This is a genomic window from Candidatus Desulfofervidus auxilii (assembly GCA_030262725.1).
Classification (GTDB): domain Bacteria; phylum Desulfobacterota; class Desulfofervidia; order Desulfofervidales; family Desulfofervidaceae; genus JAJSZS01.
The window spans coordinates 1-15,746 of record JAJSZS010000028.1 but is presented as its reverse complement, the minus strand read 5'-3'; the positions used below and the strand labels follow the sequence as shown (position 1 = coordinate 15,746).

Sequence of the window (15,746 nt, the reverse complement as noted above, 5' to 3'; positions counted from 1 at the left end):
TAATTGATACAAGTAAACTCTCCATAAAAGAATCAGTTAAAATAATCTATGATTATCTAAAAAATAAAAGATGGTTTTGAAAAATAGAGTAAATTAAAAATCAGTTTTAATAAGAAGGGCTCCTTTATCTTCACTTTTTTTCTCTACTTCTCTTTTTACTTCAACTGAAACAAGCACAGGAATTACTTCCTTTTTAAGAAGATGGGCAAGTATATTAGCTCTTTCTACTGAACGCTCAATATCCTCTTCATGTAAACTATAAGATACTTCCACTGCTAAAAATACCCTTTTTTTAGTTGGTTTTAACTCGCCACTTACTAATAGATCGAGCTGAAGCACTGATAATTTTTGTTCTTCAGTGATCAAATTTTTATCCTCAGCAGATTCAAGAAGAGGCAAAATTTCTTCAAAGTTAACAAGTTTACTTTTTCTAAGAAGCTTACCAAAATATGCATAATATTTTTCTCTTATTGTTCTCTCAAATTCCCTTCCTTTAAATCTGCCAAATTCACCTTTTAAATAGGCTACATCCTGCTTTAACATAGCTACATCTTGCTTTAATATAGCTACGTCTTGTTCAATTCTATCAACTTTTTTATCCAATTTTTTTACATTCTCAAGTAATTCCTCAAACTTTTTTGGCAATTCTATTAACTCAGTAGTTAAAATAATTTTTCTCAGTTCTTCTAACCATTCTGGATGTTCTTTCAAAGCTCTTATGATATCTGCAAATGTTAATACAGGATGCTTTTTCATCTCTTCTTTTAAATTTTGCTGATCTTTGTTTAAATTTGGCATTACTTTAAATACTTTACAGTAATTTTTCTTATATTTAAAACTTTTCAGTAAAAATAAAATATAAAACACAGAAAAAAATGTGCAATAAAAAACAAGAAAATTATTTGTCTTTATGGTTTCCTCATCCCCTTTTCTCTAAGTACCTTTAAGATCAAGCTCCAGCTTATCTATTTTCTGTAAAATTATTAAGTTTTTTAAAAACTTTATAGATTGTTTTACCATATAGCCTTAATTTTGGGAAATACATCATAATTAGAAACAAAATTGTAAACTATATTTAGAGAAAAAAGCTGAGTTGATATTTATTGATATTTTTTCCTAAATATATTAAAATAAAATTAAAAATATTATAACATCCTAAAAATTTAGATATTAGGACACTTTAATAGCCTAAATAGAGATTATAGAGTTTAATCCTTGGTAGAAAACAAGCAGTTTTGTTTTCTATTTGGTATTGAAAAAGGTTATTTGATAAACAAAGAAGAAGATAAGATTATAATTATTCCTGTAATCAAATTTTTACTTTTTGAACATTAGTTTATATTATTAAATGATAGATAAGATAAAAACTAAATTGTCTGAAGATATTCATCTTAAAGAACTTATCCGGGGTAGCTTAACCTTCCTTATTTTACGAATTCTTGGATTAATTATAGGGTATGCTTTTACTTTAATTGTTACAAGAAATCTTGGTGCTTCTGCTTGGGGTATATTTGCTCTGAGTTTTACTATGCTTCAGATAACTTCTGTAATAGGAAAGCTCGGGCTTGGTACAGCACTTTTAAAATTTATAGCTCAGTATAATGCTCAAGGTAAAGTGAAAACAGCAAAGTATATATATCTAAAGTCTATTATGGTAATAGTTCCTTTATCTTTATTTCTTTCTGTTTCTCTCTATTATCTTTCTCCCCTGTTAGCTGAAAGAGTTTTTGCAAAAGAACATTTAGCTCCTTATTTTAAACTTATGTCCTTTGCCTTAATCCCCTTTGTTTTACTTTCAATAAATTCAGAGAGTCTAAGAGCTTTTAAGAAGATAAAAGAATACACATCTCTTCAAAATCTTCTACCGTTTTTAAGTGCTTTTATATTTTTCAGTATATCTTTTTATATTTTGAACATTAAAAACATAAAAGTGGTAATTATTGCATACATTTTGGGAATATGTGTTTCATTTTTTCTCAGTTTTCTACTTCTAAATAAAGAATTTAGCAACAAAAATGGTAAATCGGAGCAAGTTTCTTTAAAACAAACACTTTCTGTTTCACTTCCAATGTTCTTGTCAAGTTCTCTTTTTATGGTAATGTCATGGACAGATACAATAATGCTTGGGATGTGGAGAACAGAAGAAGAAGTAGGAATTTATAATGTAGCTGTGCGATTATCAATGATAACAAGTTTTACTTTAGGTGCTATAAATTCTATAGCAGCACCCAAATTTGCTGAATTTTGGGGGAAGAAAGATTTAGAAGGTTTAAAAAAAGTTTCTCAACAATCTACAAAATTAATTTTCTGGACTTCAGCACCAGTCCTTATTTTATATTTAATTTTTCCTAGATGGTTTTTGGGATTATTTGGAGAGGAGTTTAGGAAAGGTGTTTTAGCTCTGGTATTTTTAACCATTGGACAATTTGTAAATGCTTCAGTTGGTAGTGTCGGATATATTTTACAAATGACAGACAAGCAAAAGATTTTTCAGAATATTATTTTAATTGCAGCTATATTAAATATTATGTTAAATTTGTTTTTAATTCCTAAATTTGGAATTGTAGGAGCAGCTGTTGCAAGTGCAATTGCATTTTGTTTTATTAATATTATTCCATTTTTTCTTATTCGTTATTATTATGGTTTTTTTACTGTTTCAATCTTAAAGAGATAACTAAAATGCATCAGCACCTGTTATAATTCTTGGTATGCATAGGTCAGGGACTCCTATGCTTTCTCATATCTTGAAAAGCTTGGTATATTTATGGGTTGGCGCAAAAAATGAAGCTCTGTTTTTTTAAAATTTAATAATTGGATATTAAAACAAGCAAATGCTACATGGGATAATCCATATAATTATAGGTTTGCAGATGAAGAATTTTAAAAACTTAATGAGTAAGTTGACAAAAAGATATATAAAAAGTTTCAGAAGAATAGAATATTTATGATTAGTAAAGGGATTGAAATATAAAAGTTTAAAAGAATTAGATTTTCCTTAGGGGTAGAAAGATCCAAGAAATACTTTTACAATTGATATATGGATTAAAGTTTTCCCTAATGCAAAATTTATACATATACAAAAATCCTATAGATATTACAAAAAGTTTACAAAGAAGGATTTTAAAGTATAAAAAAATTTTAAGCAGGATTTTAAAAAGAAATTTAAGTTTTTATTACTTAAAAGCTATATTTATTTAGATTCAGCAAGAGCGAAAATTATTTTTGAGGGGATAAAAACTTTGGAAAGAATACATTTCAAGGATTTTTGAATTAGAAGAGAATTATAGATTAAACATAATACATAATTAAATATAAAAACTTTTTAAATAAACCATTTGAAAATGTGCAAAGATTGTTGAATAAAGTTGGTTTAAAATGTAATGAAAATAAGATTAAAGGTACAGTAAAAAATGTAAACTCTCAGTAAAAATATGCTTTTCTTTCAAATCAAGATTTACTCAAAATTTATAAAATGATTAAAGATGAAAACTTTTAATCAAGTTGAGTTATGATAAATTAGTATAGAATGTATCATCGGGAGGTAATAAATGATTGATTTTTCTTATTTTTCTAATAAAATTATTCTTATTACCGGTGCTGCAGGTACTGTTGGCAAAGAACTGATAAGACAACTTTTAAAATACAAACCAGCTGAAATAAGACTTTTAGATAACAATGAAACTGAAATTTTCTTTTTAATGGAAAAATATAAATATATTTCTTTTATAAAATGTTTTTTAGGTGATATAAGAGATAAAGATAGAATGAAAAGAATAATGAAATGTGTAGATATTGTTTTTCATACTGCTGCTTTTAAACACGTGATTCTTTCTGAATATCATCCTTTTGATGTAATTCAAACTAATATCTTAGCTACCCAAAATATTATTGAAGCGGCTTTAGAAAATAATGTAGAAAAAGTAATTTTTACAAGTAGTGATAAAGCCGTTAATCCTACCAATGTAATGGGAGCTTCAAAGTTAATGTGTGAGAAACTAATCACTGCTGCAAATACTCTTACCTATGGTAATAAAACAATCTTTGTTAGTGTAAGATTTGGTAATATTATTGGTTCTCGTGGCTCAGTAGTGCCTGTATTTATGAACCAGATAAAATTAGGAGGGCCTGTTACGGTTACAGATAAAAGAATGACACGCTTTATCATGACTGTTGAACAAGCAGCCAATTTAATATTAAAAGCAGCTTTATTAGCTAAAGGAGGTGAAGTTTTTATTACTAAAATGCCGGTTATGCGTATTATAGATCTGGCTGAAGTGATGATTGATATTTTGGCACCAAAATATGGTTATTCTCCAGAAACTATAGAAATAAAAGAAATAGGTGCTAAACCTGGTGAAAAATTATATGAAGAACTTATGAATGAAGAAGAAAAAAAAAGATCTTTAGAATTAAAAGATATGTTTGTTACTTTACCGGCATTTAAAGATGTATATAAAATTGAGTATTCATATCCTCAAGTGGTGAGAGAACAGATAGATAAAGCTTATAATTCAGCTAACGAGATTCCTTTGACTAAAAATCAATTAAAAGATTATCTCATTAAAAATAGAATATTAGAGAAAGTAGAAGGAGAAATCTTATAATTAAACCAAGAGAGAGGATATTATGCGTGTACTTATTCTTGGAGCAGATGGTTATATAGGATGGCCGACATGTATGTATTTTTCTCGTAGAGGACACGAAGTTATCGGGATAGATAATTATTTTAGGCGTAAAGCTTGTATAGAGCTAGACTGTGAACCTCTCTTTTCAACTCCAACTCTTATAGAAAGAGCAAAAATTTGGAAAGATCTAACTGGTAAAGAGATCCATATTCATATCGGAGATGTAACAGATTATCATTTTATTAAATCTATTTTTAAAGAATACAGACCAGAGACAGTTATTCACTATGCTGAGCAACCTTCTGCACCTTATTCTATGATAGACAGAGACAAAGCTGCTTTTACCGTCAAAAACAATCTTATAAGCACGCTAAATGTTGCTTATGCAGTAAAAGAGGTAGTTCCTACCTGTCACATTATAAAAATTGGAACGATGGGGGAATATGGAACGCCAAATATTGATATTGAAGAAGGCTGGATAGAAATAGAGCACAAAGGTAGAAAAGACAAGTTCCTTTTCCCTCGCCAAGCAAGCTCTCTTTATCATACAACTAAAATACAAGATACAGACCTTCTTTGGTTTTATGTAAGAACTTGGGGAATAAGAGTAACAGATCTTATGCAGGGGCCAGTTTATGGAATCTCTACGGATGAAGCAGATCTTGATAAAAGACTTATGCCACATTTCAATTATGATGAAATTTTTGGAACAGTTCTTAATCGATTTGTAGTCCAAGCCGTAGCAGGTTATCCTTTAACTGTTTATGGTAAAGGAGGACAAACAAGAGGGTATATAAATTTAAGAGATACACTTCAGTGTGTATATCTCGCGGCAATAAATCCCCCTAAGCAGGGAGAACTAAGAATATTTAATCAAATAACCGAAACTTTTACAGTGAATCAACTTGCAGAAAAAGTTAAAAAAGTAGGAGAAAAATTGGGATACGAAGTAAAGATAAATCATATCGAAAATCCTCGTAAAGAAGCTGAAGAACATTATTATAATCCTAAATACACAGGTCTTTTAGAACTCGGTCTAAAACCACATTATTTGACAGATGAGGTTTTGATAGGGATGTTTAAAGTTGTAGAAAAATATAAAGATAATATAAAAATTCATAAAATTTTTAAAGGAATAAAGTGGAACTAAAAAAATATTAAAAAATTTTTTTGATAATTCGTATTTATGTTAAGATCTAATATAAAATATTTTTTAAAAAAAATTGAAGTATCAGGTGGAATAAATGTAATATTAGCTTCAAAAATTTTAAAAATTCTTAGTAGACCTTATTGGCTTATAGAAAAATTAATAATAAAAAATAATATAGAATTTTTATATCCGCCTTTATTTATAATAGGAACTCCTCGTTCAGGTTCTACATTAATATATCAAGTATTAATAAATAGATATAGATTTGGATATATTTCTAATTTACATGACAGTTTTCATTGGGCTCCTTGTTTACTCCATTTCTTTTTTAAAAATGTTTTAGAACTCAACTCTCCTGTACCTTATAGATCTAAATATGGTATTATTAGTGGATGGAAATCCCCTAGTGAAGGTGGGAGGGGCTTTTGGAGAAAATGGTTTATGTCTAATAATAAAGAAATAGAATATAGAGACAAGATAGATTATAATAAACTTATCATTTTACGAAAAGAGTTGGCAACTTTAACAAAAATAGTAAATGCCCCTTTACTTATAAAAAATTTACATCTGACACTTTGTATAGAATATATATCTAATATTATACCCGAAGCTAAATTCCTTTATATAAAAAGAGAACCTTTACCTAATGCTCTCTCTTTATTAATAGCAAGAAAAGAATTTTGGGGAACGTATAATTTTTGGTTTTCTGTTAAACCTCCAAATTATCAAAAATTGTTAAAATTATCTCCTGAAGAGCAAGTTGTGGCTCAAATATATTACATTACTCAATTTATAGAAAAAAGAATTGAAAAAATAGGCAGAAACAAATTTTTGATAATTAAATATGAAGAATTTTGTAAGGATGTTTACCAATGTTTAAAAAACATTAAAAAATTTATAGAAAAAGATGGTTATAAAATAAAAGAAAGATTTGAAGTACCAAAAAGATTTGAAATATCTAATCTTGAAGACAAAAAAGTTTTAGTAGGTGATAAAGTATATAAAAACCTTATATTTTTTGTTAATAAATATTTCTATAATAATTAAATTCTATAATAATTAAAAGATGAAAACATTTTTTATTATATATTACTTTTTATTAAATGGAAGTGGTTTATTATTAAGATCTTTTAATAAAGAGATCATAAAAATTTTAGGAATTCTTGTATTAATAACGCCATTATTTTTAGTCCTCTTGTTTCTAAAAAAGAAACTGAGTATATATGAGGTTTGTGTATTACGCAAATCAAAAATTTGGTGGTTTTGTGGAGGTGTTGGAATATTATATGGACTATTAATTTCGAGTATATATGGCTGGGAGATGTATGATACTTTCTCTAAAGCTTTTTATTTAGTTCCTTTAATTTTATTAACACCTTTTAGTGCTTTTATATTTCAAAATAAAAACCAATGGTTGAAATTACTATTTTTTCAAAGTATTATAGGTTTTGTTAGTGCATTTATAGATTTATTAAATATATATAATCAAACTATACATTTTTCTATAGAAAAAAGATTTCATTCTGAAAATTTTTACAATATCTCTTTTATTTATAGCTTTTTAATGGTTCTGTTATTATTTTTTTTATTAAGATTAAATCTTATTTATAAATTTATATTACTTTTATTTTCGCTTTTTTTGAATTTAAGAATTATATTTAGTATTTCTAGAGGTTTCTTATTATTAATTATTATTGTTTTAATCTATGTTTTTATTTTAAAGCTAAATTCAAATACTAAAATTTTAAAATGTAAATCATTTTTTTATTCATGGATAAAAGTTTTAACGTTAAGTATAATTTTTATACTCCTTCTGAAATTGAATTTTATTTACAAGTATTTTTTATTATACAAAAACCGAATGTATTTTTTTAAAGATTCAATAGAATATAGAATAGAAGAAATAAAATCTGCAATTTATTATGGAAATTTTTTAGGGGAAGGATGGGGAGCTAAAAGAGATTTTTATGAAGCTTTACAGTTTACACATAATCCTGAAGCGTTAATTTATAAGGGTTATGTTCATAATTTAGTAGGTTTTTTATACTGGAAAATAGGAATAGTAGGATTAATTATTCTTTTTCTTTTTTGTTTTTTTATAAAAAAACAGTGTTTAATTAACTTTAAAAATAAAGATATATTAGGTCATATATTTTGGTGCTTAATATTCTGCTGGTTTGTACATTCGATGTTCAATATGGTTTTTTCAAGGATAGATATTAACATATGGTGTGCTAGTTGGTTAGGATATTTTTTTTATCGAGATGCACAAATAAAAACAACTAAAAATAATTTTGTTAAAAAATAAATCAAAATGGAAGTAAAAGTTTTAAACAAGAAAGATTTTGAGGTTTATTCTAATTTAAGTAAGAAATATGGTTCAATTTTTAGTTATATGGAGTGGCTTAATATTTTTGGAAAAAATTTACATATTTTAGGTTTATATGATAAAGGAAATAACCTCATAGGAGGGTTTGCTATTTATATTAAAAAAATAGGTCCTTTAAGAATATGTACAAATCCGCCTTTTTCTCCAAATATAGGACTATTTTTAAATATTAAAGATATCCAAAATAAAGTTACATTAAATTCTTTTATTAAAATGGTAATAGAATCTATAAGTGAATTTCTAGAAAAAAATAATTTCCATATAATTTCCTTAAATTTTCCTCGGCAATTTATAGATATGCAACCTTTTATTTGGAAAAAATTTAAAGTAATTCCACGTTATACTTATATTATCTCTTTGGATAATCCAGAAGAAGATATATGGAAACATTTTTCTTCAACGAGAAGAAGATATATAAGGAAAGCTCTAAGAGAAAAAATAGAATGTTTTAAATTAAAAAGAAGTGATTTTAATATAATCAGAATTTTAGTAGAAAAAACTTTCCTTCGAAAAAATAAAAAAATTAATTTAGATTTGTTAAATAAAATCATCTTCTCTTTTGCCAATGATAAAAATTCTTTTGCTTTTGCTTCTTTTAAGAATAACAGACCTATAGCTGTTTCTTTTTGTATTTATGATAATTTTAGCGCTTATTATTTACTAGGAGGAATAGATCCAGAAGTTAAACATCATGGAGCTGGAGCACTCAGTTTGTATAATTGTATAAAATATGCAAAACAGTTGAAATTAAAATATTTTGATTTTGAAGGTTCTACTATACCTTCGATAGAAAGATTCTTTCGAGACTTTGGAGGAGATTTAGTTCCTTATTTTAGAGTTAATAAAGCTTTACTTCCGTTAGAAATTGTATTAAAGTTTTTAAAAAGGGATCTTTTTTAACATATTATGAAAGTGATTATCTCTCATGATATAGATCATCTTACAGTATTAGAGCATAAAAAAGATTTAATTATTCCTAAATTTATTGTCAAATCTTGTATAGAATTAGCAATTAAAACTATATCTCTTCGTGAGTTCTTTAATCGTTTTAAAGATTTTCTAAAAAATAAATGGCACAATTTAGAAGAATTAATGAAATTTGATAAAGAAAATGGAATTAAAGCAACTTTTTTTATAGGGGTTAATAAAGGGTTAGGATTATCATATAACATTGAAGATGCTAAATTTTGGATCCACGAGATTTTAAAAGAAGGTTTTGATGTAGGTGTTCATGGTATTGAATACAAGGATTTTAAAAAAATGGAAATAGAATACAAAACTTTCAAAAAAATAAGCGGGCTTAGTAGATTTGGTATCAGAATGCATTATTTGAGAATGGATAAACTAACTTTAATAAATTTAGAAAAATTAGGCTATTTATTTGATAGTAGTGTATATACATTCAAAAACCCTTATAAATTTAAAAGTATTTATGAATTTCCTTTACATATAATGGATGGTTTTGTAATTTGTGGTAACAGAAAATTTTTGACCCAAAATTTAAACAAAATAAAAGATGATACTAAATATTTATTAGAACAAGCTTTTCAATTAGATATACAATATTTAACTGTATTATTTCATGATAGATATTTTAGTAATAGTTTTGAAACTTGGAAAAAGTGGTATATTTGGTTTATAGAGTATCTTAAAGATAACAATTTTAAATTTATTAACTATAAAGAAGCTATTATGGAATTGAATAGTTTAGATATATAAATATTTATTTTCAAAATAAAGTTTGTCTTGCTATCGGTACAAGACTTAGAATTATCATGTTTAGTCCTATAATTGAAGCATTTAAGAAAAGAAGTTTGACTTTTTTGTTATTCATGCCGGTCAGCATTATTCTTATAATATGGATAAGAAATTTTTTGAAGATTCAAACTTACCTGAACAAGAATATAAGTTGAATGATGTCAAGAATTATAAATTTCATGGAGAACAGATTGCACGGATGCTTGAGGGAATTGAAAAAATTTTGCTCAAAGAAAAAAAACCTAAGATTGTATTAATGGGTGAAGATGCTAATTGTAATTTAGCTGGAGCCTTGGTAGCAAGAAAACTTCATATAAAAGTGGGTATGTTGAAGCAGGAGAGAGAAGCTATGACTGGAGAATGCCAGAAGAACATAATAGGAGAATGATAGATCATATTTCTTATACTATCATAACATAGACACAATTTAAATAATACTTCCGAGAGGAGCTTTTAGATGCTAAATTATTTGAAAGTTTGGAGGAAGTAAGAGAGAAAATTTTGAATTAAGTTAAGTGGTAATTTGAAGAGGCCTCATTCTGCTTTGGGAAATATAGAACATCATTTGAGGTGTTCAAGAAAGGAGTCAACTTGACATAAGAAAATTAAAGTGTAACATTATAAATGTCCAAAATAGAGTGCATATCCAATAGGTAAATGTCTGATCTATAAGGTTGGAGATAAAATTGTTATTGAAAGATGTAGTATTAATTTAGAAGAAACTACCGTTATTTGTATGCATTCATTAGCAGCTATAATGCCTTATTATGTAGCATTAAAAAAATAAAGGAGTTAACCCAGTTGAGTTAGTATTGGCTAAAGAAGTAAACAAAGCTTATGTTCAATGTCTTGATCCTTGTAAATATACTAGTGGAGGAACAGTAATTTTTGAAATAGAAAAATATAGGTGGAGCTTATATGAAATATTTTGCAGAGTTAGGTGAAAATTGTATTATTCAGGAAAATGTTATTTTAGGCTTAAAATACAAAGAAGATTGTCAAAAAGTTAAAATCGGAAATAATGCTGTTATAAGATCAGGAACTATAATTTATGCTGATGTAGTTGCTGGAGATCATTTTCAAACAGGACATAATGTTGTTATTAGGGAAAAAACTACTTTTGGTTCTTTTATTGTAGTTGGAACTAATACTGTTATTGATGGACATGTAACTATTGGTAATTTTGTTAAAATTGAATCTAATTGCTATATTCCCACCCATGTCACCATTGGTTCTCATGTATTTATAGGACCAGGGGTGGTGTTAACTAATGACAAGTATCCACAAAAAATGAGAGACCAGTATCGTCCGGAAGGACCTATTATTGAAGATGGAGTTACTTTAGGAGCTGGAGTAGTGGTTTTACCAGGAGTAAGAATAGGTAAAGGTTCATTTGTAGCTGCAGGAGCTGTGGTTACTAAGGATGTTCCTCCAATGAGCCTTGTGAAAGGAGTACCCGGGGAAATTTTTCCTCTCCCTGAAAAGTTGAGAGAGCTCAATATAGCTAAAAATTGGAGGAAATATATAAATGATGAAGAAATTAAAAATTGGTATAATAGGTTGCGGTAAACAGGCAGAAAAACATATTTTAAGTTTAAAAAAAATCCCTAATATTTCTTTAGTATTAAGTGATATAAATCCTGAAATTGCAGAAAATTTAGCTAAAAAAACCGGTGCTTCTTGGACAAAGAGTGTTGAAGAGATATTGAATGATTTTGAAGTAAAAGCTGTTGTTATTTGCACTCCTACACCTACTCATATAGAACTTATTAAAGAAGCTATCAACGCTGGAAAAGATGTGTTTTGTGAAAAACCCTTATGTGAATACCAACAGGATCCATCTGAACTTAAAGAACTTATAAAAAATACTGATCGGATCGTAATGATTGGATATATATATCGTTTTGTACCAGTTTTTGAAGAGGCTTATCGTTTAATAAGAGAGCAAAGTATTAATGGAATAAGTTTAGTTTTTGGGAAAATTTTAAGTGCTTATTTTAGGCTTGGAGGACGAGGTAGTCACCAAGTTTGGAAACATAAAAAGGCTACTGGCGGTGGAGCTATAAATGAAATGCTGGTTCATATGGTGGATTTAGCTAATTGGTATTTTGGACCTTTAAAAAATATAGAAGTTATTTCTTATGATTTACGCTGTCCTAAACGGATTATTAATGGTGAAGAGATTATTGCTGATGCTGAAGATTTTGTTATGATCCGATGTTACGGACAGAACGATGTTGAAATATATTGCCAAGCAGATCTTATAACACCTGCTTTTACTCAATATGTAGAAATACAGGCTGAAAATGGGAGTTTTATGGGCTCTATTCAGGCAGATATGCCTTCATATATTTTTCTCAAAGAGAGTCGGGGTGGATATCCTACAGGTAAGACTCCATTAAACTATGGTTACAGGAATGTATGGGATATACAGATGTTAGCTTTTATACAAGCGATTCTTACCAGAGAACCTTTAAATAAAAACACTATAGAAGATTCTATAGAATTACATAGAATTATGAAAGAAATAAAAAAGCAAGTAGAAAAATAAATGCATGCAATTAAAATAGCAGAAATTAAGTTAACAGAGGCTGAAATAGAAGCTGCTGTGCGAGTGCTTCGTTCTGGAGCACTGCGTCAAGGTAAAGAATGTGAAGCTTTCGAAAAAGAATTTGCAGAAAAAGTAGGAGCAAAATATGCCATTACTTGTTCAAGTGGCTCAGCAGCTTTACATCTTGCTTATATGAGTTTTCTTAAACCGGGAGACGAAGTTTTAGTTCCAGCTTTTACTTTTATTGCCACTGCCAGCATGGTTGTTATGGCAGGTGGAAAACCTATTTTTTGTGATATAGATCCTGAGACATTTTTGATAGATCTTAAAGATGCTGAAAGTAGAATTACTGAAAAAACTAAAGCCATTGCACCAGTTCATCTTTTTGGTAATCCCTGTGATATAGAAGCAATTCAAACCTTTGCAAAAAAATATAATCTTATTATTGTATGGGATGCAGCACAAGCACACGGAGCAACTTATAAAGGACAGGACATAGGGTCTTTTGGAGATTTTGTGTGTTACTCTTTTTATCCTACTAAAAATATGTTTGTAGGAGAGGGAGGAATGGTTTGTACAAATAACGAAGAATTTGCATATAAGATCCGTTTTATGAGAACACATGGGCAGACTGGAAAATATTATCACACTATGTTAGGTCTAAATTATCGGATGACTGATGTAGAAGCAGCTATTGGTAGGGAGCAGTTAAAAAGGCTTGATGAAATGTTAGCTGTGCGTAGGCGTAATGCAGAAATTTTAAATAAAGGATTAACCGAAATTCCTGGAATTCGTCCTCAAAAAGTTACTCCAAATAGCAAACATGCTTGGCATCAGTATTGTATCCTTGTAGATAAAGAAGTTTTTGGATGTAGTAGAGATGAATTGGCTGAAAAATTAAAACAAAAAGGAATTGCTACAGGTATTCATTACCCCAGAGGACTTCATCAACAACCAATTTTTGAGCAGATGTATGGGAAACATAATCTTCCAAATACCGAATATGTAGCTGAGCGTATTTTAGCTCTCCCTGTGCATCATGGGTTGAGTGAATCTGATGTAGAAAGAATTATTGAGGCTATATTATGAAGTCAAGTAAGAGTTATAAACCAAAACATGTGCTTTTTCTTACTTACCATTTGCCTCTTGAGAGTGAACCCGGAGCTTTCAGACCCTGGATGGAAGCCCGTCTTTTAAAAAGAGCAGGTTATAAAGTAACAGTGATTACATCTGGTGTTCAATATATGACTGGTGAAGATATAAGACCTTATAAAGCATGGTGTACAGAAGAAATAGTTGAGGGAATTCGTATTTTGCGAACATGGGCTCCTAAGCATTACCGGCGGTCGTTATTTCGTAGAATATTTAATTATATTAGTTACGCTGTTTTAGCTGGTTTAGCTTCTATATTAAAAGTAGGAAAAGTAGATCGAGTTTTTGCTGGTACACATCCAATTTTTATAATGCCTATAGTATACTCAGTTTCTTTAATCAAGCATGCCCCGATGGTGCTTGATGAAAGAGATCTTTATCCTGAAACAGCTATCGCTCTGGGAATAATAAAACCAGGAATATTCTCAAAACTTCTTTTTAAACTTCAACAATTTTTTAGAAAAAAAGCTGCGGGAATTCTTGCTGCTACCCCTGGAATAAGAAAGCGACTTATAGATTATGGTATCTCCCCTCAAAAGATATTTCTTCTTTATAACGCAGATGTTTTCTTAAACAATTCCTTACCTTCTTCTGGAGACGGTTCTCTTTTTCTTCACAAACTTATAAATAAAAAAATTCTCGTAGGATATATAGGAGGATTAGGTAAAGTTAACGATGTTTTAACCCTTCTTAAAGCTGCTAAACGACTTAAAAATTTTAAGCAATTAGGCTTTGTTATAGTAGGTAGTGGTGAGAAAAAAGAAGAATATATAAAATTTTGTAAAGAGAATGATCTTGATAATGTTTTATTTTTATCTGCTGTACCAAGAAAAGAAGCTAGAAATTTAATTAGGCAGTTAGATATTTGTATTCAAGCTTTACCTAAAAATGAACACTTTTCAAGTACACTTACAAGTAAAACTTTTGACTATCATGCTTTAGGCAAGCCAATGATTTTCTGTGGTTCTGGAGATACGGCAGAACTTTTACAAAAAAGTGGTGGTGGAGTGGTTGTTCCTTCAGAAAATGATGAGGCACTTGCTGAAGTTATTAAATTATTAGTAGAAAATCCCTCCCTTCGGGAAAAAATGGGAGAATCAGCTCGTCAATGGTATGAAAAAAATATTAATATAGAAAAGGCTTGTATAATTATACAAAAAGCTATAGAAGGTTATAATTCATAAAAAGTGGGTTGTGTCAATAATTTTGGGGATTGTCCATCCATTTGTGTAAATTTTATTATAGCTTGCCTTCAAATAAAATCACTATCTCGCTGTAAATATGTGACCAATCCTTAATTTTGATCCATTTACGTTCCAGCTCCATAGCTGCCATATATAAGCATTTTAACAAAGATTCTTCTGTCGGAAATTACCCTCCTACCTGCTGTTGCTTCCCTAAATTTGCTATTTACACTCTCTATAATATTTGTAATATACATAACCCGCTTATCTCTAAAGGATATCTGAAAAATGCTGTAAGTGCATCCCAGTTTGTCTCCCAACTCTTTACTACATGCGGATATTTTTCACCCCATTTAGCAGAAAATCCCTCTAACTCCTTCTCTGCTTCCTCCAAAGTAGATGATCCAGGATACATACTTCAACGAATTCCTAATCTGATGCACCACACACCTCTGAATATCTGCATGCGGAAAAAACTGATTCTATAGCCTTCTCCAATCCTTTAAACCATCTATGCTAAATATAAAAACATCCCTAATCCCTCTTGCCTTAAGGTCATTTAATACCTTTACCCAAAACCGGCTCGACTCACTCCCATTTGTCCAAAATCCTAAAATTTCCTTATATCCTTCAAGATCTAATCCTATTGCCACATAAACAGCTTTATTTTTAACTTGACCTTCCTCCCGTATCTTATAAAAAAGACAGTCTATCCAAATCAAAAAATACTTATCCTTAAGTGGTCTACTAAGCCATTCCTCAATCCTCGGAAGTATTCTATCTGTTATTTTGGAGATTAACATGGACTTATATCAAAACCATACATCTCTGAAAGAATTTCCTGAATATCTCTGGTAGTCATGCCTTTAAAGTAAAAAGCTATGATCTGATGTTCAAGTTCATCCAGCATAGTCTGACGTTTCTTTATTATTTGAGG

13 protein-coding genes and 2 pseudogenes are annotated in these 15,746 nt (G+C 29.0%); 13 read left to right on the top strand and 2 right to left on the bottom strand.

The window, feature by feature from the left end:
* Positions 1–93 precede the first annotated feature (93 nt).
* Positions 94–798 (bottom strand): hypothetical protein, encoded by a 705-nt coding sequence (locus LWW95_10485; protein ID MDL1957449.1) that lies wholly within the window; start codon positions 796–798, stop codon positions 94–96.
* Positions 799–1,348: 550 nt separating this feature from the next.
* Here LWW95_10485 and LWW95_10480 point away from each other — a divergent pair.
* From LWW95_10480 to LWW95_10420, 13 genes and pseudogenes are all read left to right on the top strand, one after another.
* A complete protein-coding gene (locus LWW95_10480; GenBank protein MDL1957448.1) occupies positions 1,349–2,674 on the top strand; it encodes a flippase in 1,326 nt (441 codons plus the stop codon).
* Between the two features lie 874 nt (positions 2,675–3,548).
* Positions 3,549–4,604, top strand: a complete 1,056-nt coding sequence (locus LWW95_10475) for a polysaccharide biosynthesis protein (protein ID MDL1957447.1) — start codon at positions 3,549–3,551, stop codon at positions 4,602–4,604.
* 22 nt (positions 4,605–4,626) lie between these two features.
* On the top strand, positions 4,627–5,775 hold the full coding sequence (locus LWW95_10470) for an NAD-dependent epimerase/dehydratase family protein (GenBank protein ID MDL1957446.1): 1,149 nt from the start codon (positions 4,627–4,629) through the stop codon (positions 5,773–5,775).
* 36 nt (positions 5,776–5,811) lie between these two features.
* On the top strand, positions 5,812–6,822 hold the full coding sequence (locus tag LWW95_10465; GenBank protein MDL1957445.1) for a sulfotransferase: 1,011 nt from the start codon (positions 5,812–5,814) through the stop codon (positions 6,820–6,822).
* A gap of 19 nt (positions 6,823–6,841) precedes the next feature.
* Positions 6,842–8,083: a hypothetical protein gene (locus tag LWW95_10460; GenBank protein MDL1957444.1), complete on the top strand. Its 1,242-nt coding sequence runs from the start codon at positions 6,842–6,844 to the stop codon at positions 8,081–8,083.
* 6 nt (positions 8,084–8,089) lie between these two features.
* Positions 8,090–9,064, top strand: coding sequence for a GNAT family N-acetyltransferase (locus tag LWW95_10455; GenBank protein MDL1957443.1), 975 nt, complete (start codon positions 8,090–8,092; stop codon positions 9,062–9,064).
* Positions 9,065–9,070: 6 nt separating this feature from the next.
* Positions 9,071–9,883, top strand: coding sequence for a hypothetical protein (locus tag LWW95_10450; GenBank protein MDL1957442.1), 813 nt, complete (start codon positions 9,071–9,073; stop codon positions 9,881–9,883).
* A 139-nt stretch (positions 9,884–10,022) separates the two neighbouring features.
* Complete coding sequence (locus LWW95_10445) at positions 10,023–10,310, top strand: UDP-N-acetylglucosamine 2-epimerase (protein ID MDL1957441.1); 288 nt, start codon at positions 10,023–10,025, stop codon at positions 10,308–10,310.
* Between the two features lie 261 nt (positions 10,311–10,571).
* Positions 10,572–10,866: pseudogene (locus LWW95_10440) on the top strand (TIGR04076 family protein).
* Positions 10,841–11,491 carry an N-acetyltransferase gene (locus tag LWW95_10435; GenBank protein ID MDL1957440.1) on the top strand — a complete coding sequence of 217 codons (651 nt, stop codon included), beginning with the start codon at positions 10,841–10,843 and terminating at the stop codon, positions 11,489–11,491. The pseudogene LWW95_10440 and the gene LWW95_10435 overlap by 26 nt, the downstream one beginning before the upstream one ends.
* Positions 11,454–12,473 (top strand): Gfo/Idh/MocA family oxidoreductase, encoded by a 1,020-nt coding sequence (locus LWW95_10430; GenBank protein ID MDL1957439.1) that lies wholly within the window; start codon positions 11,454–11,456, stop codon positions 12,471–12,473. Before LWW95_10435 ends, LWW95_10430 begins: the two co-directional genes overlap by 38 nt.
* Entirely contained in the window at positions 12,474–13,562 is a 1,089-nt protein-coding gene (locus tag LWW95_10425; GenBank protein MDL1957438.1) for a DegT/DnrJ/EryC1/StrS family aminotransferase, read from the top strand.
* Positions 13,559–14,809: a glycosyltransferase family 4 protein gene (locus LWW95_10420; protein ID MDL1957437.1), complete on the top strand. Its 1,251-nt coding sequence runs from the start codon at positions 13,559–13,561 to the stop codon at positions 14,807–14,809. The genes LWW95_10425 and LWW95_10420 overlap by 4 nt, the downstream gene beginning before the upstream one ends.
* Positions 14,810–15,044: 235 nt before the next feature.
* Here the strand turns inward: LWW95_10420 and LWW95_10415 are convergent.
* Positions 15,045–15,719 (bottom strand): annotated as a pseudogene (locus tag LWW95_10415) (IS256 family transposase).
* Positions 15,720–15,746 lie beyond the last annotated feature (27 nt).